This is a genomic window from Micromonospora chokoriensis (assembly GCF_900091505.1).
Taxonomy (GTDB): domain Bacteria; phylum Actinomycetota; class Actinomycetes; order Mycobacteriales; family Micromonosporaceae; genus Micromonospora; species Micromonospora chokoriensis.
Genome location: NZ_LT607409.1, coordinates 5,626,156 through 5,650,355, shown reverse-complemented (window position 1 = coordinate 5,650,355; position 24,200 = coordinate 5,626,156). Strand labels below are relative to the sequence as shown.

At 68.4% G+C, this 24,200-nt stretch carries 21 protein-coding genes and 3 pseudogenes; 11 read left to right on the top strand and 13 right to left on the bottom strand.

Annotated features, from left to right (window positions below; translation table 11 throughout):
- Nucleotides 1-30: 30 nt before the first annotated feature.
- From GA0070612_RS25595 to GA0070612_RS25580, 3 genes are all read right to left on the bottom strand, one after another.
- Nucleotides 31-591 (bottom strand): hypothetical protein, encoded by a 561-nt coding sequence (locus GA0070612_RS25595; RefSeq protein WP_231924344.1) that lies wholly within the window; start codon nt 589-591, stop codon nt 31-33.
- 737 nt (nt 592-1,328) lie between these two features.
- The gene (locus GA0070612_RS25590) at nt 1,329-1,871 is read right to left on the bottom strand and encodes a hypothetical protein (RefSeq protein WP_157742607.1); all 543 of its coding nucleotides are present in this window, start codon (nt 1,869-1,871) and stop codon (nt 1,329-1,331) included.
- Between the two features lie 477 nt (nt 1,872-2,348).
- The gene (locus GA0070612_RS25580; RefSeq protein ID WP_231924702.1) at nt 2,349-3,173 is read right to left on the bottom strand and encodes a tyrosine-type recombinase/integrase; all 825 of its coding nucleotides are present in this window, start codon (nt 3,171-3,173) and stop codon (nt 2,349-2,351) included.
- Nucleotides 3,174-3,817: 644 nt separating this feature from the next.
- On the opposite strand from GA0070612_RS25580, the gene GA0070612_RS25575 reads away from it, so the two are divergent.
- Both GA0070612_RS25575 and GA0070612_RS25570 read left to right on the top strand, forming a co-directional pair.
- A complete protein-coding gene (locus tag GA0070612_RS25575) occupies nt 3,818-4,903 on the top strand; it encodes a tyrosine-type recombinase/integrase (RefSeq protein ID WP_088991760.1) in 1,086 nt (361 codons plus the stop codon).
- Nucleotides 4,904-4,907: 4 nt separating this feature from the next.
- Nucleotides 4,908-5,237: a helix-turn-helix domain-containing protein gene (locus GA0070612_RS25570; RefSeq protein WP_088990234.1), complete on the top strand. Its 330-nt coding sequence runs from the start codon at nt 4,908-4,910 to the stop codon at nt 5,235-5,237.
- Between the two features lie 1,274 nt (nt 5,238-6,511).
- On the opposite strand, the gene GA0070612_RS32700 is transcribed toward GA0070612_RS25570, so the two are convergent.
- The 3 genes and pseudogenes from GA0070612_RS32700 to GA0070612_RS32295 all read right to left on the bottom strand — a co-directional run bounded on the left by GA0070612_RS32700 (nt 6,512) and on the right by GA0070612_RS32295 (nt 8,022).
- Complete coding sequence (locus GA0070612_RS32700) at nt 6,512-6,955, bottom strand: hypothetical protein (RefSeq protein WP_231924343.1); 444 nt, start codon at nt 6,953-6,955, stop codon at nt 6,512-6,514.
- A gap of 222 nt (nt 6,956-7,177) precedes the next feature.
- Nucleotides 7,178-7,318: pseudogene (locus GA0070612_RS25555) on the bottom strand (IS5/IS1182 family transposase); the annotation flags it as partial.
- A 122-nt stretch (nt 7,319-7,440) separates the two neighbouring features.
- Nucleotides 7,441-8,022 carry a hypothetical protein gene (locus GA0070612_RS32295; protein ID WP_197699241.1) on the bottom strand — a complete coding sequence of 194 codons (582 nt, stop codon included), beginning with the start codon at nt 8,020-8,022 and terminating at the stop codon, nt 7,441-7,443.
- 173 nt (nt 8,023-8,195) lie between these two features.
- On the opposite strand from GA0070612_RS32295, the pseudogene GA0070612_RS33140 reads away from it, so the two are divergent.
- Nucleotides 8,196-8,301, top strand: a pseudogene (locus GA0070612_RS33140) (IS481 family transposase); the annotation flags it as partial.
- On the opposite strand, the gene GA0070612_RS32290 reads toward GA0070612_RS33140, so the two are convergent.
- The 4 genes and pseudogenes from GA0070612_RS32290 to GA0070612_RS25535 form a co-directional block, all read right to left on the bottom strand.
- Entirely contained in the window at nt 8,298-8,729 is a 432-nt protein-coding gene (locus GA0070612_RS32290) for a hypothetical protein (protein WP_231924342.1), read from the bottom strand. The pseudogene GA0070612_RS33140 and the gene GA0070612_RS32290 overlap by 4 nt on opposite strands.
- 298 nt (nt 8,730-9,027) lie before the next feature.
- Nucleotides 9,028-9,138, bottom strand: a pseudogene (locus tag GA0070612_RS31650) (IS5/IS1182 family transposase); the annotation flags it as partial.
- Nucleotides 9,139-9,383: 245 nt separating this feature from the next.
- Nucleotides 9,384-9,809: an XF1762 family protein gene (locus tag GA0070612_RS31645; protein ID WP_157742606.1), complete on the bottom strand. Its 426-nt coding sequence runs from the start codon at nt 9,807-9,809 to the stop codon at nt 9,384-9,386.
- Complete coding sequence (locus GA0070612_RS25535) at nt 9,802-10,539, bottom strand: hypothetical protein (protein WP_157742605.1); 738 nt, start codon at nt 10,537-10,539, stop codon at nt 9,802-9,804. The genes GA0070612_RS31645 and GA0070612_RS25535 overlap by 8 nt, the downstream gene beginning before the upstream one ends.
- A gap of 676 nt (nt 10,540-11,215) precedes the next feature.
- Between GA0070612_RS25535 and GA0070612_RS25530 the strand changes: the two genes are divergently transcribed.
- The 5 genes from GA0070612_RS25530 to GA0070612_RS25510 all read left to right on the top strand — a co-directional run bounded on the left by GA0070612_RS25530 (nt 11,216) and on the right by GA0070612_RS25510 (nt 16,183).
- Entirely contained in the window at nt 11,216-12,598 is a 1,383-nt protein-coding gene (locus GA0070612_RS25530) for a S8 family serine peptidase (protein WP_157742604.1), read from the top strand.
- 33 nt (nt 12,599-12,631) lie between these two features.
- Entirely contained in the window at nt 12,632-13,225 is a 594-nt protein-coding gene (locus GA0070612_RS25525) for a hypothetical protein (RefSeq protein WP_088990230.1), read from the top strand.
- 1 nt (nt 13,226) lies between these two features.
- The gene (locus GA0070612_RS25520) at nt 13,227-14,585 is read left to right on the top strand and encodes a WXG100 family type VII secretion target (protein WP_088990229.1); all 1,359 of its coding nucleotides are present in this window, start codon (nt 13,227-13,229) and stop codon (nt 14,583-14,585) included.
- Between the two features lie 271 nt (nt 14,586-14,856).
- The gene (locus tag GA0070612_RS25515) at nt 14,857-15,597 is read left to right on the top strand and encodes a hypothetical protein (protein WP_088990228.1); all 741 of its coding nucleotides are present in this window, start codon (nt 14,857-14,859) and stop codon (nt 15,595-15,597) included.
- 217 nt (nt 15,598-15,814) lie between these two features.
- On the top strand, nt 15,815-16,183 hold the full coding sequence (locus tag GA0070612_RS25510; protein WP_088990227.1) for a hypothetical protein: 369 nt from the start codon (nt 15,815-15,817) through the stop codon (nt 16,181-16,183).
- A gap of 14 nt (nt 16,184-16,197) precedes the next feature.
- Here GA0070612_RS25510 and GA0070612_RS25505 read toward each other — a convergent pair whose 3' ends face one another.
- Both GA0070612_RS25505 and GA0070612_RS25500 read right to left on the bottom strand, forming a co-directional pair.
- Nucleotides 16,198-16,455 carry a transcriptional regulator gene (locus tag GA0070612_RS25505; protein WP_088990226.1) on the bottom strand — a complete coding sequence of 86 codons (258 nt, stop codon included), beginning with the start codon at nt 16,453-16,455 and terminating at the stop codon, nt 16,198-16,200.
- A 286-nt stretch (nt 16,456-16,741) separates the two neighbouring features.
- Nucleotides 16,742-17,383: a hypothetical protein gene (locus GA0070612_RS25500; RefSeq protein ID WP_088990225.1), complete on the bottom strand. Its 642-nt coding sequence runs from the start codon at nt 17,381-17,383 to the stop codon at nt 16,742-16,744.
- A gap of 863 nt (nt 17,384-18,246) precedes the next feature.
- Between GA0070612_RS25500 and GA0070612_RS25495 the strand changes: the two genes are divergently transcribed.
- Together GA0070612_RS25495 and GA0070612_RS25490 are read left to right on the top strand one after the other, a co-directional pair.
- Nucleotides 18,247-18,765: a hypothetical protein gene (locus GA0070612_RS25495; protein WP_088990224.1), complete on the top strand. Its 519-nt coding sequence runs from the start codon at nt 18,247-18,249 to the stop codon at nt 18,763-18,765.
- A complete protein-coding gene (locus GA0070612_RS25490) occupies nt 18,762-21,665 on the top strand; it encodes a M48 family metalloprotease (protein WP_088990223.1) in 2,904 nt (967 codons plus the stop codon). Before GA0070612_RS25495 ends, GA0070612_RS25490 begins: the two co-directional genes overlap by 4 nt.
- A gap of 428 nt (nt 21,666-22,093) precedes the next feature.
- On the opposite strand, the gene GA0070612_RS25485 is transcribed toward GA0070612_RS25490, so the two are convergent.
- On the bottom strand, nt 22,094-22,498 hold the full coding sequence (locus GA0070612_RS25485) for a hypothetical protein (protein WP_088990222.1): 405 nt from the start codon (nt 22,496-22,498) through the stop codon (nt 22,094-22,096).
- A gap of 315 nt (nt 22,499-22,813) precedes the next feature.
- Between GA0070612_RS25485 and GA0070612_RS25480 the strand changes: the two genes are divergently transcribed.
- Nucleotides 22,814-23,980 (top strand): PucR family transcriptional regulator, encoded by a 1,167-nt coding sequence (locus GA0070612_RS25480; protein ID WP_088990221.1) that lies wholly within the window; start codon nt 22,814-22,816, stop codon nt 23,978-23,980.
- Nucleotides 23,981-24,200: the final 220 nt, after the last annotated feature.

Genomic DNA, 24,200 nt, shown 5'->3' with positions numbered 1-24,200 from the left:
GCTACAAGATGCTCGTGTGATGGACCTACGTTAGAGGCGCATGGCCGGCACACGGTTGTTGGCTGGCCGCCGCACCTGGTCGACGCTGCCGCCGCGCACACCGAGGCTGCCTCGCGCGGCGCGGTAGAAGCCGTCACGGGTCTCGTCGGCCCGCCGAACCAGTTCCGTTAGGTCGTTGGGCGGGTCCGGTAAGGACCGCGCGGCCTGCTCCAGAGCTCGCACCGCGTGACGCCATGCGGAGGCTGCCCTTATGGTGACCTCATCACCGAGCAGCAGGACTGCCTCCCACGTCAGCGTGTGCCGCACATCCGCCTCAGCCAACCGCGTTAACCCCTCTTCGCCGTCAAGTGCAGGGGTACGGGCGCCGGGCCGGTGGGCGCTGAGCATTCCCAGCGCCAGCAAGTGGATTTCCTTCACGGCACGCGTGAAGTCGGCGTAGGCGTCCAGCCGCCGCTCGTCCCATCGCACCATTTGATTGCGCCGCCATCGAGCACGTTCGGCCACTGTCGTGGCAATGATCGTGCCGACAGTGCCGACCACCACGCCGATCAGCGCCGCTACCTGCGGCATCATCGTCTCCAGCAGTCTCATCGACGTCCCCTCGCCATGGTTGGGCTCAGCCCGTCAGCCATGATTCGCACTATCGTCAGTTGCCATGCCGGCGGCGCCGGTTCACGAATCCGGTGACAGTAGACCCTGCTTACTGTCGCGATTGTCTCTGTTCGAGGGGCCATCGTGGTCGACTGGCGTCACCGGCGCGCCGCGTCGGCCAGGCGTCGCTGCCGAGGAGCATCTCCCACGGCGCTGATGGGAAGCGCGACGCCATGATGTCGCGCGTGTCAGAGATCCAATCGCGCTCGGTCACAGTGGCTAATGCTGCGTCCGGCGACCTACACCCGGCCTTGTTCCCGCGCGAGCAGCATCGCCGCGGTACGCCCGCCGCCGCCCAGCCGAGCGTAGAGGTCCCGCAGCAGCCGGAACATCATCTGTTCGGAATAACCGGATGCGGCCGCCACCCCTGCCACCGTCGCTCCGTTCGCGAACCTCCGCAGCCAGCCATCTCGTGGTCGTCGAGGTGCACGTCGTCGTCCCAGCCGGCGGTGTGGCGCCGCAGTTCACGGACGGTCACGGTGGGCAGCACTGATTCGTTGCGGCTGACCGCCCGGCAGGCTTCGAGCAGAGTTCTGCGGTCATGTCACGGGGGAGCACTGCGGTAGCGCCGGCCCGGACGGCGCGGGTGGCGGCGGCCGATCTGGCCGCAGGGCGGCGATCCGGGCCGCCGGACGGGACCGGCCGAGGTCGCTGGACTGCTGGCGTCACGCGCCCGGTCATTCCATCTTGGAGGCGGTGTCTTGCCCCGTTGTGGCGCTGTCTTCAGGTGGCAGGATGATGCCATTCCTTGAGCCGGCGCGCGGGGATGTCGCCGGCCGACGGCCAGAGTTGTACCCGCCACCGGTCGCCGGGTTGATCGAGCCGGGCCAGCCGCGGTTGACGAACCCCCGACCCGATATTCGTGCGGCATACCGACCGCTCGGCACCTCGAAGTCGGCGACGGCGTCCGTGGGGCTGAAGTAGCGAAGCACGTCATCGACCACCAGGAGGCTGGCCTCAAAGACCTCCTCCCAATCCTCGTGATCGTCAAGCGGCCGGTCGTCCCACACCTCCAGACGGAACGGCATCTCGAAGTTGTTCTGGTGAGGGGAGATAACGATGACCCCGTGGTCGTATGCCGCGACGCCTGAGCCATTGATCGCTTGTTCGAGCAGGGTCATATAGTCGGCATCAGGCGATGGACTACCGCAGAGGCAGAACTGCCCGTAGTCGAGCCGAACGGATCTCTCCTCGGCCCGGCGTGGTGCTGGCGCGTTCACGTAGGGCATTCTGCCCGATCAGCGGTGCGGGGCCGCGCGTCCTTTTTGGCTGAAATCCGCTTGTGCGTCTGCGATGCCTCCGCTCAGCCTGACCAGACGGCGCCGCCGCCCGCGCTGTGGTAGGGGCCGGTGGACAGCCGATCGGGGAGCTCTTGCCATGCCGATCCTTTAAGTCACGGCGCACCTGCCTATGGACTCGGATCTGTACGCCGACGGCGGGACTTCCGGGACAGCTCCGCCAGATGCAACATGTACGCCGTCCTGGCGTGTCGTGCCATTTCCGCGCGTACATCTGGATCGAGCAGGCCGTCGGGGTCGACCTGTCGTTCGAAGCGTTCGAGGAAGCCCTTCGTCCCAGCTGCCGTGCGAGCGCGGCGGTCGGTTGTTCTGGCCCAGGATGCGTGGGCGGCTATGCGTGCCCGGCGTCGACGCTGCTCCGGCGTCAGCCCCGTCGACCCGGCTATCGGTTCTTCGGGCTCAGACACGCTCACCGATCCCGACACGGGATTGGCTCTCCTGGGCGCGTTCGGCGGCTGCGCTTGCGCCATAGTGCCGGGGCATGTCGTCTGAGGTCCAGCCGAGCAGCAGCATCAGGTCGCCCGTGTCGCCGCCGGCGCGCTTCCACTCGTGGGCGAAGTTGTGCCGCCAGCGGTGGGCGTGGACGTTCGCGACGCCGGCGCGTCGGCCGCGACGTTTCAGCATGAGCTTGATGCCGTTGGCCGCAAGTGCCCGTGTGCCGCGGTCCGCGAGCCAGAGCCCGGCAAGGAGTGACCCTTTGTGCTGGGACCGCGTTCGGAGGTAGCGGCTCATGGCCCGCGCGGTCTTGGGTCCCAGCCGTACCCGGCGGTCCTTGGCGCCCTTGCCGTGGTAGCGGACAGTGTCCGTGTCGGCGAGGCTGAGATCGTCAACATGAAGGTTGGCAACTTCGGACAGCCGCGCACCCGTGTTGTACAGCAGGCGGATGATCGCCTCGTCTCGACGGTCGACGAATGCTCTCCCGCGACACGTGTCCAGGATGCGTTTCGTGTCGTCGTCGCGCATGATCGGTATCAGCTTCTGTGGCGTCTTGGGCTGCCGAACGCGCTCCATCGGAGATCGATCGATCTCCTCCTCGTCGAGCGCGAGCCATTTGAAGAACTGCTGCAGAGCTTTGTGCTTGTTCAGGGCGGTTGCGGGTGAGCGTGTATCCACCATCCACGCCTGGAACTCCTCCACGTGTGCCCGGGCCACGGACCTGGGATCGTGTGCTGCCTCCGACGTGTCAGGTGCCGATTTCGCACGATCCTGCAGGTAGCGGGCCAGTTGTGCCGCGGCGAGCAGGTAGTTGTAGCGGGTCGTCTCCGGATAGTTGCGGACCGGAGTGACCGATGCCAGTCCTCCAGGAAACCGCGCCAGGGAGTGGGCAGGCCAGCGAGCATCTTTCCTGCGTCTATCGGCATGGGGTGACGCTCCAGGTCGAGCATTCAGCGAGGACCGGCCGCAGGGTGCCGGTGAGCCCTTCGCGGTGGTTGAGCAACCGGTCCGCCGGTGCGTGCGCGGCTGCGGTGTGGCCGGTCACCGTGGGCCCTGTCCATCTCTGGCCCACCGGTGGACGCGGTCAGCGGCTTGGGTTCGCGTGCGCCAGTCCTCGGTGGTGACCTGCCAGTGAATCCGGGTCGCCTCGCCAGCGCCGCGGGGCGCTCGGTGCCGGCCGGGCCGATTCCGCCCGCGTGTGGGAGGGGCTTCGGTGATGACCTTCCAACCCGCGGCCCGTAGGCCGGCGGCGGGCCTGTCAGTAACCAGGCTTGTCATCAGTTCATGTGGGACCTCCTTCTCGTGGTTGACCTGCGGTGCTGGCGGGACGCTGCGCCGAGTGATCCGGCACGGGGTTGACGTTTGGTCGGGAATACCGAACTATCTACGGGATTCGTTGAAAGATCGTTCCCGGGATGAACGCGAGGTGCGGTGTGGCGCTGGCAGTGGTGCGCTCGATCCGTTCGCCGCGCGAGCTCGTGACCGCTCAGGAGACGGAAGACTTCGAGCAGGAACTTCTCGATCAGTACGCGCTGGCGATGTCGGCCGGCGGCGTTGGTGATGAGCAGGTGGCCAGCCACCGCGCCACGCTGTTCGAGTTCATCCGGTTCCTGCAGCGACCGGTATGGACGGCGGAAGCGTCGGACGCCGACCGGTATCTGGCGTGGCTTCGCTCGTCGAAGGATCAGGCGACTAGCACCCGATACAACAAATCGATCGCTCTACGGCAGTTCTACGGCTTCCTGGTGATGCGGTACCAGGGCGACATCCATACGCTGACCGGACATGTCGTGGACCAGCCGATCGATGAGTTCAATCGGCCGACGAAGCCGTACCACGACGTTCCGCGTGTGCCGCCGTCGCAGGCAGAGGTGGAGGAGCTGTTTGCCCGGTGGCGGGAGTGGCTGCCCGAGGCGCGCAAGTTTCTGCCCGCTGCCCGCGACTACCTGGCGGCGTCGTTGTGGCGCCGTGCCGGGTTGCGGATCAGCGAGTCGGTCATGCTGGACGTCAGGGACTGGCGACCGGATCTCGGTGAGCTGGGCAAGCTGCACGTGCGGTACGGCAAGGGCAGCCGGGGCCGAGGGCCCAAGACGCGACTGGTGCCCGGGATCAACGCGGTCGACGAGTTACTGACCTGGTGGCTGCGCGACGTGCGGCACCAATTCGGCGACGACTGGGACGACCCGAACGCGCCGCTGCTGCCCAGCGAGCGCCGCGATCGGCTGACCGGCAGGTGCCTGCGGGCAGGAGCGAACGCGCTGCGGACCGGGCTGGCCGACGCGGTGCGGCGGTGGCTCCCGGCATGGGATGGCCAGTTAACCCCGCACGGCCTGCGGCACTTCTGCGCATCGTCGTTGTACGCCCGCGGCGTGGACCTCAAGGCGATCCAGGAACTCCTAGGCCACTCGTGGTTGTCGACCACGACTCGGTATATCCATGTGCACGAATCGCACATTGAGGGCGCCTGGGCCCAGGCCAACGAGCGGGTTGCGGCCCGGCTCGCTGGCGGGAAGAGGTGAGCGGATGCGATGGAACCTGCGGCTGAAGGCCGCTGAACGCGGGATCTGGAAGTCCACGGAGATGCGCCGGTTGCTGGCCGAGCACGGACTGGAGATCAGCGCGGGCAAGATGTCGGCGCTGTGGACGACCACGCCGACGTCGATCCGCCTGGACGACCTCGACGTGTTCTGCGCCGTGCTGGACTGCACCCCGGCGGAGCTGCTGCTTCACGAGCCGCAGCAGGTGAAGTCCCGCCGCGACGAGCTCAAACGGGCCGCCAACGCCGACGTTGCGCCAACCGGTAGCCCGGTCGTACCGCGGCTGGGCCGTAACCGATCCTTGCCGCCGGCATGACGACAGCGCCGCCCAGCGTCCACGCTGCGCGCCTGACCCGCTGCACCGTCTGCCGGCAGCAGCCGGTGGCCATGCGCGGCGTGAAATTCTGCTTCACCTGCTGGCCCGGCGGCCCGGTGACACCGCCCCCGTGTGTGCGGTGCGGCGCCAAGACTGGCTACTTCACGTCCGGTCTGTGCCGGCGTTGCCATCGCTATGCGCCACCCGAGGTCGACGCCTGCCGGGACTGCTACGCGTGGGGTGCCGTTCGCAACCAGAGCTGGCTGTGCTTCGGCTGTCAGCAGTGGCGCCGCGCGAGCCCGGGTGCCGGTGCCTGCGTCTGCTGCGCACGGGTGGTGCACCTCGCGCCTACGGGGACCGGGGTATGCCGGCTCTGTTACCGGCAGTCGGTGCTGCATCGCAAGCCCAACGGCGACCTGGACGTCGCGGCGGCTAACCGGTACGGACAGCAGTTGTTCCTGGCGAACATGTTGCACCGCAACACGACCGGCACGCCGAGCGACGCGCCAAAGCACCGGGGCGGGCCGCCCGACGACGGCAATCTCGTCTGGCCCGCGTGGCAGCAGCTCACCCTGTTGCCGGCCACGCCGAGAACACTGACCGGCAGCGACCGCGCCGACCTGCAACGCCGCGCCGACCCGCGGCAGGTTGCCGAACTTGACGAGCACGCCGCGATTATCACGGCGCGACTCGGCTGGACAGACCGGCTGCGGCGAGAAGTATGCATCGGCCTGCGCATCATGATTGGCCTGAGGGACCACCGCGACGAGCCGGTCCGGGCCAGCGACGTGACACTGCTCAGCACCATCAGACTGCCCGTCGACGCGGTGACCAGAGTCCTAGCCGACGCCGGCATGCTGGCCGATGACCGCGTGCACGCCCTCGACGCATGGGCGACCGGTCAGATCTGCCGTCTCCCGAACGCGATGGCGGCAGAGCTGACCCTATGGTTCGAAGTCATGAAGCACGGGAGCCTCACCCCGCCGCGGCGACGGCCACGCAGCGAGACCACCATCCAGCTGCACCTACGCTGGGCGCTGCCCACGCTACTGCAGTGGACGGCATCTGGGCACGACAGCCTGCGCGAAATCACCCCCGACGACGTGGTCCGCGCGCTGCTGCCATCGGGAAACCCGCGGTCACAGGTCGGCCAAGGGCTCAAGTCGATCTTTCGACTGCTAAAGGCCCGGAAGATGATCTTCACCGACCCGACCGCCCGGATCGCCACCGGTCGGCACGAGACCCGGCAGCCGCTCCCGGTCGACCTCACCGCGCTACCGCAGGCCCTGGCCTCGACCAACCCCGCACACGCCGCGGTCGCCGCGCTCATCGCTTTCCACGGGGTGCGCACCAGCCAGGTGCAGATGCTGCGGCTCACCGACGTCCGCGACCGAATGCTGCACGTCTACGACCGGGCGATACCCCTGGCCGAGCCCGTTCAGCAGGCACTGGCCGCTTGGCTCGACTACCGCCGCAGCCGGTGGCCACGCACCAACAATGCCTACCTGTTCGTGACCACCCGAACCGCCAACACCGACGCTCCCGTCAGCCGAACCTGGATCTGGAAGGCTACCGGACCCCGGTTGTCCGCCACCGACATCCGCCAAGACCGCATCCTCGACGAAGCCCAGGCCACCAACGGAGACGTCCGCCGACTGGCCGACCTGTTCGGCCTGAGCATCGCCGCCGGCAACCGCTACGCCGCCACCGTCGAACACCCGACCTCACAGCGCTCACCTAACGCGTCACAGGTGGCGTGCCGTCAGGCTCCGGTGGCTCGGAGTGGGCCGCAGCGGCGAGGAGCGGAGTCAACTCCTGGATCAGCTCCTCCATGCTCTGCCCGGTCTGCGCCCGGACCAAAGCCAGTGCCAGCTCAGCCAACAGGCAGAACCCGCGAGCTTGCGCCGCCGGGTCACCGATCGCCGTCAGTAGGTCCTCGGCGAAAGGGCGAGCAGGGCCTGGCGGGCGGGGTCGAGGGGCTGCCCTCGGGATCGGTGCTGGTCACGGTGTCGGCGGATGAGCGCGGCGAGGTGGTTCAGGGTATGGCTGGACAGCGGAATCGCGGCAGGGTAAGACAGCATGGCGAGGCTCCCGGCCGGGGAGCATTGGATCTTGGTCGACTGCGGTCTTACCGGGAGCCTAATCCCATGTAGACAAAGGGTTGCCGCCCCTACCGAGACCTGCACCGTCACGAAAAAGTGGCTCAGTAATACGTCGGCTGCGGCTCTTCCGGGTCGGCATGCACCACATCGAGGTTCCTGTCCGCGACGAGGCGGTCGACAACCCCACGGTCGGCACCGATGCCGGCCCAATGAGGGTCGACGTCGCTGGCGAAACACCACGCGTGATCTGCCGGCCAGACAAATGCCGGCGCTGAGCAAATTTCGGAGTCGAACAAGTCGCCCCACCCCATCAAGTCGCCCAGGGTGCCAGTGAACAGGACGTATCGCCGGTGCGGAAGGTCCAGCATGGGTCCGCGAGTCAGTGCAGGATTCCGGAACGTCGCGCCGCCCTCCCACACGCAGACATAGCAGTCGCGCGTGGAGGAGCTGTAGTCGGCGAGGGCCTCCAACGCTGTTCGGGCCATGTCGATCTCGGCGGTTCGGCGAGATGGCAGCCGCACGTCCGACTCGCGCATATCCGGAAGGACCGGATCGGGCAGGTAGCGAAGACGTGCGTACGCGGGGAACGAGGCTGGCCCGAACGTGATCAACCGCGTCGGGCCGACATCGGTCGTATACAGCCACTCCGCTGCAGAGAACTCGTCAGTGGGCTGCAGTGTCATCGTCGGAATAATAGACCGCTAGTTGTGGTGACCATGAGCGTTGTTGACGGCGTGTCGGCTCGATCCATGGAGGAACCTCCGGCGAGGTGTGAGGTGCTGACGCCCATACCTACCGGAGGTCTCTATTGCCCACCGTAACGCCCGACTGACCGTGTACGCCCGCCAGCCTGGGCCTACCCGCCTGGCTTCACACCTACAACTGCCATCGCTGGCGCACCTCACTCGGCGGCCAACCACCGATCAGCCACGGTCAACAACGCTGCTGATCACTACAGCTAGTTCACTACGCACCAGACGCTGGCGTCCCTGTAGGGATTGTTGCCGTCGTCGACCTCACCGATGACGTCGACATCCTCGTGATTGCGCCAGGAGATGAGTTGGCTGGTCGAGTGACAGACGTGCCGGGCGTTGGACCTGTTTGCACTCCCGCCGCCGGCGTTCACCGTCACCGTGCTCGAACACGCCTTCTGCCGCCAGGTGCTGTCGGTATACCACTCGTACAAGCAGTTGTAGACCTTAGCCGTGTTGTTGGTGCACGTTCCCTTGACGTAGGTGCCATGACCCGAGACGTCAGGCGACGACCAGTGCGGCTGGTCAGCTCCGTTGCCCGGCGTGCAGCCAAGGAGCAGGGCACTGCCTGCTACCAGGTCGGCGTCCCGCCCCCGCATCGACAGGACGTTGCCCTTCTCGTCGAGGTACGTGCCCACCGCACCGACGGGCGCCAGCCCTGGCCGAGCCACGGCCGGCGACGGACCCGATGCCCGTGGAGAGGCTACGGCGCTCGCTCCGGTCGACAGCAAGGCGACGGTCAGGGCGATAGCTAAGCTCGCTGTTCGCATACTCCTGATCAAGATCAGTCCTCCCGTTGTGACGCACGCGCCTTGATATGCACATGCATCAATGGCGTGACGAGCGCTGAACGTAACGCGAGAAGTACTTTCAGTCAATCAATCGAGTGACTCCTATGTCAAAGTTGCCTATTATTTCGGCCTCAAATTGTCATGATCAGCCATTCCCTCCTGCGTGGCGGTCGGCTTCGACGTGGTGCAGGACGAGGATGGCTTGCACGCTCGCGGTGGCGCGGCCTGGGCAGCAGCGCAGCTTGGTCAGGATTCTTCAGATTTGCAACTACGGAATCCTGCATCTAGGGACGAGGAGTTGCTTGGCCGTGACCCACCGGACCTGATCACGGCGACATAGCCGTATGGACGCGAAGGGCGCCCCGAAACGCGATTATCCACGCACCGGACGCCCTTCAGCGCACCACCACGAAGCTCAGCCACCGACCACGGCGGCGAGAGACAACGGCGCCAGCACGCTGGGCCCGTCACGGGTTCGCGAACCGGAGCCCCGATGTAGGCTCAGCGAACGCCGACATCGCTCCGGTTCCTGGCTACCAGCACTTCAGAAATCGCGAACCCGAGAACTTTGCGGGTGTAGGTGATCATGCGTCGGTAGCCCATGCGCCGGGCGACTCGCCATGCGGCGGCAAGCAGGACCGAGTGCGCGTTGTGTGGCCCGTCGGTCGCCAGGCGGGTGACTTCGGCGGTCAGGCCGTCGTCGTGGTGGCGGGCGTCGGGACGGCCGACCATTGCGACCCCGATGAGGTGGCCGGCGTGGTTGGTCAGCCCGAGGGAAAACCTGTGTCCCTGCGGTCGTTCGAGCTGCTGGTGGTGGGCGCTGATGTAGGCGCACGCCTGCCGGTAGCTGATCGGCCGTACCCGTGGACGAGCTGGGCGGCGACGCGACAGACGGCGGTGGGCGGCAGTCTCCGGCTGGTCAGTCACGGTGGCCTGCTCGCCCGACGAAGACCAGCAGGTGCAGGGCGGTCGGCCAGCCGTGCCGACTGGGCGCCGACGGATCGGCGTCTGCGCTGTCAGCAGTGGGGCCTACTGGTGTGGTGACCGCGAGGACGTGCTGGAGGTAGTTCATCCCACCGGCGTGAGCCTCGGGGACAAGCCCGGCCAGGCGCACGATCTCGGTGGGCGCCGGTTGGGCTGAACGCTGCTCGACGAGGAGGACCGCGAAGCCGTCCGGGGTGATGACCAGCCGGAGGGCACGGAAGAGGTCGACCACCGCACCGTCGACCGACCTGGGTCGCGCGAGCGGCTGGGATCGCGGCCAGCGCAGTACGACCAGGTCGACCTGTTCCACGGTGTCGAGACCGGCCAGGTCCGCAGCATGGGTGACCGGACGGTAGGCGCGGCCCGCCGCAATGCTCTCGTCGCGAACGGTCGGGTCGCCGTCGAAGTCGACCACGGTCGTGCCGCGCCGGCTGTAGACGGCGATGATCCGACGCGCCAGCTGGCGGCGAAACGTGGACTCGCTGATCTCGCCAAGGGCGCTGCTGCGCCACACCGATATCCAGATCGGCGAGCCACCGACGATGACGTCGACGTGAAGGAAGTCGTGGTGGTGGCCGAAGGTGGAGCTGTCGGCGTATGGGCCGGGTCTGCCGTCTCGGGACGATGGGTCCGGCCCGCTGGGATTCTCGGGTGTCGCGGAGGATCTGGTCATCGGTGGGTGGCTTCCACACCGGCTGGCCCGTGCTCACGACCACCAAGAGCGGTCGTGACGGTGGGGTTTGCTGGGGGAGCAGCGCGTTGGCTACCCAACCGTTGGCCAACGGTTGGGTAACCTCCGGTCCGGCGGTGGTGTCGGACTGTGCGGCGGGTTGCCGACGAGTCCGGCGTGGATGGCGACCGTCGGATCACCTGCACGAGGTGTCGTGCCGGCTCAGCTGGTAACACAGGGTGGCGGGATCTTGACGCGTTGCGCTAGCGTCTCACCTGCAACGCGGCCGGTTGGTTGGCGGCCATGCGCTGGAGGACCGCCGCCTCGCGGATCCAGCGCCACAAGAGACGGAAGGGCGTGAACTGGTGTTTGAGATCGAAGCAGCGACTGCCCCGCCGTCCGGGACGTTGGCAAGATTTTGAATGAGATCGGCGGCGCCGTCGGTGCTGGCCGCGCAGCGACGTCTCCACCGAGATAGGCAAGGCCAACCAAGGTGCGGGGCTGAGAACATCAGACGTGCGGCTCCGGTCCGGCTCGAGCCGGACCGGAGCCGCAACGCGTAGCTGGTCAACGAGGTTCGGGGAGTGCCGTGCGTACGGGTAAGGGTCGCCGATCGGGGCTGAAGTTCGCCGTCGCCGTGTCTATGGTCGGCGTGGTGGTCGGGTCCGGGGTGGTGGGCGTGCCAGCTCCAGCGTCGGCGGCCGACACGGTACGCGGTCTGCAGTGGTATCTCGACGCGCTGCAGATTCCGCAGGCTCATGAGATCACCAAGGGGCGTGGGGTGACCGTCGCCGTCATCGACAGCGGTGTCGACGCGACGCACCCGGCGCTCGCCGGCCAACTGGCCGGCCGCCCCGGTGCCGCCCCGGCGGGATCTCCGCAAGGCCAGATCGACCGGGATAAGGAGGCGGGACACGGCACGTCGATGGCCGGCCTGATCGTCGGGCGGGGCGGCGACCGGAACCGGCAGCTCGGCATCGCGCCGGAGGCGAAGGTCCTGCCGATCGCGCTGAGCGGCAGCGAGGGCAACGGCAACGACGCTGAGGTGGCGCGGGACATCCGTTGGGCCACCGACGCCGGAGCCGACGTGATCAGCCTGTCCATCGGCTTCGAGCAGCCCGCCAGCATCCGGATCGTCGAGGCGGTCCAGTACGCCCTGAGCAAGAACGTCGTGCTCGTCGCGGCGACCGGCGCGGGCGGTCGGACGGTCGACTCCCCGGCGAACGCGCCTGGTGTGATTGCGGTGAACGCGACGACACGATCGGGAGGCCTCGCCAGCGCCTCGGTCGTCGGCCCTGAGGTGGTCCTCGCTGCATCAGGTGACGACATCATCGCTCCCGTGCCGACGGTGGTGGAGGGCAACGGTTACGCGGTTGCCTCGGGCACTAGTCAGGCGACCGCCATCATGGCCGGGGTGGTCGCGCTGGTGCGGTCACGCTACCCGGACCTGGACGCGGCGAACGTGATCAATCGCCTGATCCGGACGGCCCGGGACGTGGGGGTGCCGGGTCGGGATCCGGAGTTCGGCTTCGGCGCGGTGGATGTGCTTGCGGCGCTGCAGCGGCCGGTGTCAGCCGTAGACGTCAACCCGCTGCTGGCTGCCGGCGCGCAGCCGGACGGAGCGACGGCCTCCCCCGCAGGCGGGCAGACTGAAGGGCCGGCTGTCGCCATCAAGGTTAAGAACAAGACCGGCATCATGGTCGCGGGCGTGCTGTGCCTGACCGTCGTCATCGGCGCGGTGGTGCTGGCCGTAGTCGTCGCCCGCCGTCGGCGCCGTCGCACCGCGCCGCCGGTCGGACCCGGACCGGGCAGAACGCTGGTGGGTGGTCCGGAGTTCCCGCTGCCCGGGTACGGCCACCCGGGCGTCCCGCCGCCCGGCTACGGCCCGCCGGGAGTTTCGCCGCCTCCGCGGTCGGATGCGCAGCATCCTCATCCTCATCAGCCCAGGCCGCAGCCCGGACCCCCATTCCCTCCGCCCGCGGCGCTACCGGGGCAGCCCGGTGGATCGGGGCAGCCCGGGACCGCACCGCCCCAGGGCTTGGGCGGCCCGCACCAGCGCTGATACATCGCTGACCGATCAACGGGGAGGACGGAGATGAGCGACGAGGGCAACAGCCCACCGCAGGTGGGGGCCTGGATGCGGGTGCCGCCCGGCGTCGCTGATGTGATGCCGGCGGGCAGCCCGTTGCGGCCTATTGCCACGGTGGCTGCGCACGGGCCGTCCGTTGGGTTCCGCCAGGATGACGTCCGCGCCGGCGCAGGATCGGCGCCGTCGCAGCTCGTGGGTGGGCCCGGTCAGCGCGACGTTACCGAGTGGGAGGCGGACCGTCTGGAAGCGGCCGCCGACAACATCGAGCGGCATGCAAGCTACTTGCGCCGGCTCGCCGTCGACATGGAGGAGATCAAGGACCTGCTCGGCGGCGAAGCGGCGCTGGCCAGCCCGGGCGGCGCGCTGGGCGGCTTTCCCAAAGGGCTGAGCCTGGCCGCGGCGCACCATGCTCTGCACCGGACGACCTCGGAGTCGCTGACGAAGCTCTCCGACGACATGTACCGGGCGGCCGATGCGCTGCGCGAGGTCAAGCGCAAGTACGACACCGCCGAAGACGCGAACAAGATGTCAGCGCAGGAGATGCAGCGGACCTTGAAGGCCAGCGGCCTGGGTCTGGGTCCCAGCGCGGAAGGAGTCTGACGTGAGCGCCCTGAGCTGGGAGGACATGGCGCGGCAGGTGCTGGTCGCCGGCCGGCCGGCCGATATCACCAGCGCGGCGTTGGGCTGGCAGGCGCTGCTGGGCAACGTCGAGGAGGTGAAGCGGCTGGTGGACGCCGACGTCATCGACCTGGGCGAGAGCTGGAAGGGCCCGGCGTATGACGCGTTTCGCACGCACATGGAAGGGCTGATCAAGCAGGCCGAAACGATTGTGGACGGCGCCCGGGAGTCGGGCGGCGGTCAGCACAGCATCGTGACCGTCCTGCAAACCGCGGCGCAGGATCTGGAGCGTGCGCAGAACGCGATGCCGGTCCCACAGGGGTGCGTGGGCGACCTGGCGGCGGCCCGCAATGGTGCCATCGTCATCGAGACGGGGCTGTTCGAGGCGAGCATTCGTGCCGACTTCGCGGGTAGTTGGCCGATGGAGAAGCTCGGCCAGCTCAACGACCGGATCGGCGAATTCTTCAACAACAACACCGAGGACGCGCGCAAAGCCTACGACCAGGTCAGCGACGACTACGCAGCCCGGGAGCGGGAGACCCCCGGAGGTGATCTGTCGGAGAAGCGCACAGGCAGCGGCCCGACCGGAGTGGACCTGCAAGGTCCGACGGGCACCGGCGGTGCCGGCCAGGCAGCCAGCCTCGGTGGAGGGCCTTCAACCGGCGGTCTCGGCGGTGAACCTCCTCTGGGAACCGGTCACGTCAGCTCTGGCGGGGCAGGTTTCGGCTCGGGCACCCACCCGGACCTCTCCGCCGGCACTGGCGGCTACGACGGCAACGCCCCAAGCGGCAGCGGCGCGTCCTCGGGCGTCGGCAACGACCTCGGTGACGGCGTTCTGGCCGGCGAGTACAGCAGCGGCTTGGCCGGGGCAGGCGCAGGTACGGGGACCCTCACCGGCGTGAACTCCGGGTTCGGTGCCGGCGGTGGCGTGCCCAGCGCGACTGGCCTGGGCGCTGGGGGCAGTGGCCTTGGTGGCACGGCAGGCCTGGGCGGGGCCGGTGCCCCCATTCCGGGCGGTGGTTCCCTGGGCCGCCCGGTCAGCCTCGGCATGTCGCCGATGATGGGCGGCGCGGCTGGTGCCGGTGGTGCCGGGCGCGGTGCCAATGGTCCGTCCAGCAGGGGCGGTGCGGCGATGGCACCTGGCATGGTCGGCGCGGGCGGCAGGGGTGGGTCCGGCAGCACGGGCTCCCGTGCTGCCGGCGGTGGCGTCCGGGGCGGCCTGGCTGGGGCGAACAGCGGGGCCGGCGACGGCAACGAAGAGTCCCAACACGGCACCTGGCTCAGGGAAGACGACGACGTATGGGGCGCGGACGACGACGGCACGGACGGCGTATTGCGCTAGTTCTCAGCACCGACCAGCGTTATCCACACGTTGACAGCACGCGGTCGTCGCTGGGTCGAGTCCGATAATGATTGCGGCAGACCTTCCGGGAAACCGGGACACCTCGTAGCAGCCGGGTCAGCCCAACAGCGGGGCGCCCTCACCCAACGAAGGCGAGTTCCGACCTGATGGCGGCTGGCACGCCTTCTCTGCACCACGAAGATCATCCATCTGATTTGTGCTGCCGATAGGCAAAATCGGTGGTCACCGCGCTGATTCAGGAGGATCTCCAATGCCCCGCACTGCCCGCCAGGACTTCGCCGACCGTCCGCCGTGGACGCGGCCGGGCGTCATCGCCTCCGCAGCGCTCGTGGTGACCGTCGTCATCGCCGCCGTGTTGCTCGCCATCACACGGGGCGGCGATGACGAAGTCGATGCCACCGGCACGACGCCATCCGCGGCTTTGGTCCCTGACGGCACCACGACGGCGCAGAGTCTGGCCACCGCTGTGCCGATCGCCCCGCCGGACGGTGTGCGGTGGGAGCTGGTCGGCCAGACCGCCGTGCCGGTCAGCGCGACGGCCGGCCCTACCCGCATCGCCGGCGGAACTGCCGTGAGCTATGCACACACGCCCGACGGCGCTCTTATCGCGGCGGCGCAGATCATGATCCGCTCATCAGCCTCCGCAGGTCGCGACTGCTGGGAACCCACCGTCCAACGCCAGTTCCTTCCCAGCAACAACCGCGACCAGCTCCTGGCCGCCCTGCGCGCCAACCCCGACCACTCCTCGGAGCCCGGCGAGCTGAGCCAGATCGCTGGCTTCAGCTACCAGTCCTACAGCCCCGACACTGCCGTCATCGGGCTAGTTCTGCGCGCCCCGTCAGTAGGCACCGCGCGCTACCACGTGCTTACGCTCACCCTGCTTTGGCGTGACAACGACTGGCGTATGCAGGCCCCTCCCGGTGGATCGTGGATTTCGCTTAACCGCGTGACCAACGACCTCACTGGTGTCGTCGAATGGGGAGCCCGGTAGTGGCTTGCAACTTCATCATTCCGCTGTGCATCCCCGGTCAGGTTTTGATGACACCGTCGGCTATGGCTCAATCGGGAGGCGACCGTGACCGATCACGGGCCATCCCGTGATCGTGCCGGTCAACTCGACCAGCTGATCGAAAGTGCTCACCCGATCCTGGCGAGCACAAGGTCTGGCTGCTGCGGTTCCATGCCGGCCTGCCCCATCAGGCGGCACTATGACCGGCGATGACATACCTCGCCCGCTCACCGTCATCGAGCGGGACGTCATAGCGCGGCTGCTGTCCGTGCCGTTCCCTGGGCGCGACGAGTTGCGTGCGCAGTTACCGTTCGCCACAGTCGAGGGCCGGTGCGGGTGCGGCTGTGTCACCGTCAACCTTGCCGTGGACCGTGCCGCAGCGCCGGCTCCGGTGTTGTCCGCTGCACCAGTCTCGGCTGGCATCAGCAACGACGAGTTCTCCGCCGGCATCGTGCTACTCGTCGATGGTGAGGGCTATCTGTGCTGCCTGGAGGTCTACTCCATCGGTGACGAACCCGTTCGGCGGCTCCCGCCCGTCGAGCAAATCAACGGCCGTCCGCAGGGGTAGCGTCCGCCTCATCGTCACCGTCGCCGCAGGAAGGCGTAGACGATCTTGTTGGAGGCGAACTCCGAGATGTTGACGAGGTCCCAGCCGAACTGGCCGAGGACCTCGGCGGCAGCGACCGCTTCGCTGACCTTGTCGCCGCTGACGCCGTGGTGGGAGACCACGGCCAAGAGGCGATAGGGGTACGTCCGAAGATCGGCTTGGCCCTGCAGGACCGCCCGGGCGGTGACCATGCGGGTCCGGGCGATGTGCTCCGGGGTCTCTGCTGCGGGCATACCCGGCACCATAGTGGCTCGTCGTCCGGGCAGTCTGCCAGCCGGCTAGCCGGTATGTTCGAGACGTGTCTGCGCCGGCCGGTGTTTCTCGGCTTGTCGTGGCGCTCGTTGCGGTGCTCGCCACCGGTCGCCGAAGGACTCAACGCCACTGATGCACACCTGCGTCACGTCTGGCAGACCTTCAAAGACGCCGGCGCCCGCACCGTGGTCCTCGGTGGGCTCAAGTTCGCCGACGACCACGTCCACAGCTTCATGAGCTACGGCCTGCCCCTGCCCACGGGCACGTTCAAGCCAGGCAAAAAAGGCTGCTCACTGCCGACACTGAGGCGCAGATCATGGCCGCTTTCGCTGAGGTGTACGCCGATGTGCCCGCGGACTGCCGTCCCGCCGTACTGAAGAGGTCCTCGAGCTCCGGCTGCGGCGCGTTGGTGGAAAAGGTGGCGAGCTGTTTGGTGATGGTGCGCCAGTAGGTGTCGAGGTTGTTGACGGTGTACGTGTGCAGGACATGCGTGTCGGTCCAGACGTCGAGGGTCGACAGCTCCGGGCCGGTGATCGTGACGCCGTGCCGGGCCAACTCGTGCCAGGCGACGAGTTCGTCCAGGTGCCCAACTCGGAACTCGCGGTGCAGCACCAGGGGCACCGGTGGCAGGTTCCTCGGATCGGACGCCAGGTCGGAGACGAGGACGTGCATCCCGTCGAAGTCGATCGGGGAGTACGCCGCCAGCTGCTCGTGTGCCTGCCGCAGTTGCTCCACCTCTTCGTCGGATGGCCGGTGAGCAAGGGTGGCGACGAAGTCCACGTCCGACTGCTCCTCGATCCACTCCCCGAACCCGGTACCACCAGTCAAGTAGAGGCCGGCCACCAGGCCCTTCGGAGTCAGCGAGAGGAAGCGCTGGCAGAGTTCCTCGACGGCCCCCGGGAGACTCACGGAGTGACCCTATATGCAGCATTCGAAGCGGAAAGCCCTCCGCCGCCTCGCGGAGTGACATCCCAGCCGTTCGATCTGCCGCGAAGTGCTCGTGTCATGGGCCTACCTCAGAGGCGGATGGCCGGCGAACGAATTCTGGCTGGCCGCCGCGCCTGGTCGACGATGCCGCCGCGGACGCCGAGGCTGCCTCGCGCGGCGCGATAGACGCCGTCACGAGTCTCATCGGCCCGCCGAACCAGTTTCGTAAGGTCGTCGGGCGGGTCCGGTAAGGAACGCGCGGTGGTGCGATCCGTTCCTCGGTGGTGATCTCTTCGATCCACGGGTCGGCGAGTGAGGTCCGTGACGAATTACAAATTCTCAGTCCTCAGGGAAACGTGTGCGGTGTTTGAGCGCGCGTGGTAGACCGTCCACTTTGACGTTCGTCAGATGGCGCATGTGCACTCCGGGTCAGCCTGGCTCCACGTCTCGGTCAGTCGGGTCATCGGCGGAGAGTGCCCCCGATCGCCGGCCATTCGTCGACGCGCTTCCGGTCGACCGTCGGGTAATCGACAGATGCGAAGAGTGCGGACCGACCGACGGCAGCGACCCAATCGGCGACGGCCGGGTCGGTCCGGCGGGCGACGGCGGAGCCATGTCTTCCGATACGTCACCTCTTCGCGCGGCGTGATGAATAAAGCTCGGACTATTCATTCCATCTCGAAAACTGTGGCCGGGTCGTCATTCCGACATTCTCCCTGGACGCTCTTATCATCGGCGTCCGCGGCCCCCTACCGTGGATTCATGCACACCAGCACTGTCCCGCGCCCGTGCGCGCATGCGCTCGTCATCCCGACTGTCCAAAGGGTTTTTGAACGAGTAGCGGTATGACCGACTCACCAACCTCTGACGAGGCGCTGGTGACCGAGACCGCCCGGGTGATGCTCGATCGGATTGGCGTCGTCGAACCCGAGCAGGTCGCCGCGGAGCGCCGAGTTTTCGACGTCCTGCGGATGGCGTACTTCGCCAACCCCGCGCGGGCGCTCACCGGTGACGATGGTGGCGGTCAGTTGAGCTTCGGGCCGCCGGGTGTCGAGGAACTTCTGACTCCGGTGCTGATGGCCGCCGCTGCAGAGGTGGTCCGTTATCTGGCCGATCGTGGTGTCGTCCTGACGCGGGCGGGCGTGCGCCGGGTGCTGGGCAGGCCGGCCGACACCTCGTCGGGTGCCGACAGTCCGGTCGACACGCCGCCGTCGGCGGCACCGCTGACACGTGAACAGTGGCGGGAGGTACGCGAGATCGTGATGCAGGCCCTCGTCCGGCACGGTCGGATGTCCCCGCACCGCGCCGCCCTGATCGCGGCGGCGGCCGTCGGCGACGGGACCACAGGTCAGGAGCCGGAATGAGCGCCGACGCGACGGTGAGTCCCGACGGTGGACCCGCGATCGCCGCCGGTAGCCCGGCGCCACCGTCACACCAACACCGGTGGTGGAAGGCACGAACCGACATACGGTTCGCGACCCTCATGATGGCGGTGCTCGCTTCCAGCGTGGTCGCCCTGACAACCGTGTTCCTGTCGCTGCCCGCGACAGAACAGCTCAACGACGACCAGGTGGACCCGTGCCTGCGCGGCATCGCCGCGAGAGTTGCGAGCCTGCCCACCGGCTACGACCAGGCGATCACCGGCACGTACCTGATGCAGCAGTGTGTCCGGCCGTTCTTCGCGGCGCAGGCGACGACGGTCGGCGTCGGGCTGGCCGGCCAGATCGGTCTGGCAGGTCTGCTGTACGCCCTGCATCCATGGTGGCTAGCCCGGCGGCGCCGGCTCGCCCCCCTCCCTGCCGACGGCAACGCCGACGTGCTTGCCGACCTGGCGATGCTCTCGCGGCAGGCCGGCCTGCCGCATCAACCGACGTGGCTGCTCGCCCCCTATGCCGCTACTCACGGAGGCCAGGCATTCGGGCTTCCGCGGTGCCGACGGGTGGCTCTGGACGTCGGGCTGCTGGTGCGCTTCGACATCGATCGACCGGGCTTCCGAGCGGTAATCCGTCACGAACTCGCTCATCTGCGTAACCGCGACGTGGACCAGGCGTACCTGACGATCGCCATCTGGTGGTCGTTCGCGCTCCTTGCGCTGGCACCGTTCCTGGTCCTCTCGTTGTTTCCCGACCTGCTGCGGCGGCCGTTTCCGGCCGCACTGCTGCAGATCGGCGACGACCCCGGCCGGTTGACGCATCGCCTGGTCACCGTGTTGGTTCTGGCCGCCGTGGTGTACCTGGCCCGCAATGCCATTCTGCGTGCTCGGGAGACCCACGCCGACGTGGTGGCCGCCGAGTCCGACAGCGACGGGGCGCTGCCGAGAGTCGTGGCGGCTCTGCCGTGGCCGGGGACCCGGGCGCGGCGCGGGGTGGCGCTGCCAGCATGGGGCGGTCGGTCCCGCTACGGCACGCATCCGAGCCCCGCCGAGCGGGCCAGGACGCTCACGGATACGGACCGGCTGGCCCGGATGGGCGGATGGGAGATGGCCGGTATCGGGCTGACCGCAGGCCTCGCGCTGCGCGGCGTCAGCCTGCTCGGCGGCAACCTGCTGGGCTCGCGCTTCATGGCCATGACGCTGGTTGTGCTGCCAGTCACCACGATGTTGACAGCCATCCTGGCGGCGGCTGTCAGCCGGGACCCGGCAGCGCCCCGGAGACGGATGCTCCTGCTGCCTGCGGCACTGAGTGCCGGATTGGCTGCCAGCGGACCACTGTCCATGGGCGCGATAGAGACCAGCGTCACCGGTGTCGTTGGCGAAGACACCGGCGTCGCTGTCTTCGCGGTGAGCACCGTGCTGCTACTGATCGGCCTCACGCTCACCGCCGCCTGGGTGTGGTCCGTGCAGCATGGTCACGCCGGTCGGCTGGGCGTCCGGCAACGCCGCGCGATCGTGGTGAGCGCGGTCGCCGTAAGCGCTCCGCTGCTCGCCCTCTGGTATTGGATGTCCTTCAGCGGCAGCATCGTGGCGAGCTATCGGCCCGGCAGGCCGGATCCGGGATGGGCGATCGGCTGGTACGCCACGCTCGCCGACTGGACCGGCCTGATGCTCGAGTTCCAGATCCAGGCGATGCAAACTCCGATCACCTCCGCCGGCATGGTGCTCCTGTGGGCCGTCCCCGTGGTCGTCCTGCGCTGGTGGCGTCGCAGCGAACGTCTCGTCGGCCTCCGCCGCGCTCTCCTGGCTGGTCTGGGTGCAGGACTGGCGGTGATCGCCGTCGGTGCGGCCCTGCCGTTCGCCGCCCGTGCCGCACTCCCCGTCGAGATCCTGCACGCCCCCGCGAATATGGAGTGGGACGCGAACCCGGGGTTTCTACGGGTGTACCACAACGTCTACACCGCCCTCGCGGTACTGGGTCAAGCTGTGGCAGCCGGTATCGTCGCGGCGGGCCGAACCCGCCTGCGACCCGTATTCGTCCCGGTGGCGGTCTGTACCACCGCGGTACTGGCCACCCTGGGGCTCTACGTCAGCCGGGCGGTGTCGTCCTGTGTCGGGCTGACCGGTGTTCAACAGACCAATCTCGCGCAGCCGTGCGACGGCCGGCTCCTGCTGCTCGACGGCTACATTGGATTCCACTTCCACAGCATCCTCAGTTGGGGCGCCATCGCAGCCGTGCTCGCAGCCCTGGTCGGCGCCGCGGCCAGAGCCCTTCTCAACTACCGGGCGGTCACCAGTCCGGAAGCGGTGCAAACCCGACACCCGGGCCGGACGACGACTGCCGCACTCGGCCTCTTGGCCCTGCTCGGGATGAGCGCCGCCGCCGCCGAGGCCCCCGGCCATTACCAGCATTGGAAGCCGAACCCCCCACCGGCGGTCCCCGACCTCGCCCCACCCGCGGCCGACCCCTGCGTAATCGGTGCCTGGCGGGAGGTCGTCCGCGAAGAGGACGCGGCTCCATTCGGCTCGCTGCGCTACCGGTTCACCGGCGCTGGCGCCACCCAGACCTACCACGCTGACGGCACCACGATCCTCGACTACGGTGCGGGCGTCGCCTATACGGCAACCATCGAGGGCCGTCGCGTCGCGCTGACCGTGAAGGGCCAGATCACCGCCCGCTACCAGATCCGCGACGGCACGATCGCCTACTACGACGCGGTGTCTAACGGCACGCAGGTGTGGAGCATCGACGGTGCCGACCAGGGCCCGGGATCATCCGAGTCCTCGGTGTCACTGTCCCCCGACCGGTACCACTGTGCCGGCGATACCCTCGTCCAGTCCTCAGCCACTGAAGAGAGCTACCGCATCGAACTCCGTCGGGTCGTCGACTAGTACGCCGGGCGCATCTGGTAAAGGTGGAGTCTTGGGCGGTTGTGGCGCGGTGCTGGTGTCGGCGTCGCCACCGTGACCGTCGATGAACGTGGTCGAGGGGTCGAGTGGTGGTGATCAGGTGTGCCAGCAGACATCGGACCTCGCCGAGGGTGAGACATGAGGTCATCGACGTGGCGACGCAGATCGTGGAGAGCCGTCGAGGGCATCGGTCGATCCCGCGGGCGAGCCGAGCACGAAGATCCACCTCGCGGTCGACGGACGCGCCCGACCGTTGTCGGTCCTGCGGCGCGATGACCTGGTCGGTCAACTGGGACGTGACGATCGGCGATCGCTTCGCCAACACGGTCGGCCCGCACCTGGACGCGCTGCGCTGTCACCGGCACCGCCGGCACGGATCCCGCAACGGGATCCGTGCCGGGGTGGGCCGATCAGATGAACGCGAGCGAGCTGAAGAACGCCGGGTAGCAGTCGACATAGATGTCGTAGACGCCGGGCGGCACGTGCACGGGGCCCAGGGCGGCCCCGTTGGAGCACCGGGCGCTGACCGCGGTCGTCGGCTGGCCGGTGAGGGTGCAGCCCTGGAACACGATCAGCCACGGGTCGACGTACTGCCCGGCGTACGGGCAGGAGCCCGACATCACCGAGAAACCGTCGCCCTTCGCCGGTGAGGCGGCGGCCGCCGTCGAGGTCGTGACGCTCAACCTGCCGGCGGAGCTCGCCGATGCCCGCTCGGCTGCGATGGCCGCGACAGCCGCATCGCCACTCGGCGCGGGTGCCGCGACCGCCGCAGACGGTGCGGCCATGAACGCGGCGAGCATCGCCGTCGCCGCCAACAGCAGACTGGATGCGCGGAGAATGCCGGGTCGTGCTCCGGCGGAGGGTCGACTACGCCATGTCATAACCAGAACCACCTCTCGATTGCTGTGCGATCTGCGGATGCCGGGGCGCGTACCTGGTCGCGCCCGACCCGGCCGGGCCGTCGTCTGACGTCCATGGCGAAGCGTCCCAGGGTGCCGGTGGCCGGGTCTTCGTGACATTGCGAGAACCAGGTCGCCGGCGTACCCCGGTTCTTGCGAATGTCCGCAAGGCTGTCCGGTCCGCGTCAACCGGGCGGCGTGGCCGGAACGCATCGATTACCGTTGACCGGCATGGGCGGTCTGTTCAGCCTCTGGCGGCAGCGAGTGGCCGACAACGCCCGCCGGGCGGTGGACGCCTACCAGGAGGAGCTGCTGGAATACCGCAACCTCGCGGTGATGCCGCGAGTGCGGTCGGAGATGCTCGATTTCGCGGTCTTCCTCCGTCAGCGCACTGTCGACCTCGCGGCGGACAGCGCACCGTTCCACGTGCAGGATCTGGACCTGATGGCCGCGATGGGCCGCCAGCGCGGCGAGAAGGGACTCACCCTGACCGCGCAGCGGCAGGTGCTGCTCGTGCACACCCGGCTGACGCTGCGCGAGGTGTACGAGGCCGCCGGCCCGAACGACATCGCCGCGACGATGCACACGCTCGCCTGGCTGGCCCCCGCGGGACTGGCCGCCCAGGGCGCGTACACCCGGGGCTGGATCGAGGGGCAGCGGCGCGCGCTGGCGACCGTCGCCCAGGTGCGGCTGCTGACGGTGATGCTGCTGGCCGGCGACGACAGCGCGACCGAGCTGGCGCGCGGCCTGCACATGCCGGTCCCCGACCACGTCGTCGCGACGGTGGTCCGGGTGGCCGGCGGGTCGCCCGGACCGGACCAGGCGGCGCGGGACGAGTTCGCCGGCGCGCTGCTGAAGACGCACTGGATGCCGCTGAGCTGGCCGGAGCCGCACGAGGTGGTCGCGCTGATCCCCAGTTCGCCGGGCGACCGGCAGCCGGCGGTCGAGCGCGGGCTCGCGCTGGCCCGCGACGTGGCCTCGATGACCGGCCGACCATGCGCGGCCGGCACCGCGCCCGGGCGGGCGCGCGCGTTCGGCGACGCCGTGGCGCTGGCCCGGCAGGTCAGCGAGGTCGCACCGGCGCGGGCCGTGCCGCGCCACGCGTACACGGTCACCGATGTCTTCGCCGAGCTGGGCGCCGCCCGGCTGGCGGAGGTCGGGCAGTGGCTTCAGGTGGTGGCGGCGCAACTCGACGCCGGCCCCGACCTGGTCTCCACGCTGGACACCTACTACCAGCACGACATGAACCGGCTCGACACCGCGGCCGCGCTGTGCATCCACCCGCGCACGCTCGACTACCGGCTGGCCCGGGTGCGCGACCTGACCGGGCTGGAGGCGGGCTCGACCCGCGGCGTACGCGTGCTGAGCACCGCCGTCGCCCGGATCCTCGCCGGCTAGATCAGCAGCCGGGTGAGCTCCATGGCCTTCATACTGATGTAGCTCAGCCTGTTACCGAAACGCGTCGAAACCCTGTAGCGAGCTGATCATGCCGGACGGGCCTGTTGGGCTCGAGAATCGGGTTACGCCGGCTGAGCTGCAGGTCGCTCGACATCGACCTGGCCGACACGATGAAGGCGCTCGAGGCGTACACAAACTCCGCGACCGGCTGGATGTCGCA

What these genes read in the sequence shown, in the direction of transcription:
- GA0070612_RS25525 (WP_088990230.1), top strand. Translation starts at nt 12,632, where the DNA reads ATGAGCGACGAGGGCAACAGCCCACCGCAGGTGGGGGCCTGGATGCGG.
- GA0070612_RS25480 (WP_088990221.1), top strand. Translation starts at nt 22,814, where the DNA reads ATGGGCGGTCTGTTCAGCCTCTGGCGGCAGCGAGTGGCCGACAACGCC.
- GA0070612_RS25595 (WP_231924344.1), bottom strand. Translation starts at nt 591, where the DNA reads ATGAGACTGCTGGAGACGATGATGCCGCAGGTAGCGGCGCTGATCGGC.
- GA0070612_RS25535 (WP_157742605.1), bottom strand. Translation starts at nt 10,539, where the DNA reads ATGACCAGATCCTCCGCGACACCCGAGAATCCCAGCGGGCCGGACCCA.
- GA0070612_RS25515 (WP_088990228.1), top strand. Translation starts at nt 14,857, where the DNA reads ATGCCCCGCACTGCCCGCCAGGACTTCGCCGACCGTCCGCCGTGGACG.
- GA0070612_RS25510 (WP_088990227.1), top strand. Translation starts at nt 15,815, where the DNA reads ATGACCGGCGATGACATACCTCGCCCGCTCACCGTCATCGAGCGGGAC.
- GA0070612_RS32295 (WP_197699241.1), bottom strand. Translation starts at nt 8,022, where the DNA reads ATGACACTGCAGCCCACTGACGAGTTCTCTGCAGCGGAGTGGCTGTAT.
- GA0070612_RS25495 (WP_088990224.1), top strand. Translation starts at nt 18,247, where the DNA reads ATGACCGACTCACCAACCTCTGACGAGGCGCTGGTGACCGAGACCGCC.
- GA0070612_RS25505 (WP_088990226.1), bottom strand. Translation starts at nt 16,455, where the DNA reads ATGCCCGCAGCAGAGACCCCGGAGCACATCGCCCGGACCCGCATGGTC.
- GA0070612_RS25570 (WP_088990234.1), top strand. Translation starts at nt 4,908, where the DNA reads ATGCGATGGAACCTGCGGCTGAAGGCCGCTGAACGCGGGATCTGGAAG.
- GA0070612_RS25490 (WP_088990223.1), top strand. Translation starts at nt 18,762, where the DNA reads ATGAGCGCCGACGCGACGGTGAGTCCCGACGGTGGACCCGCGATCGCC.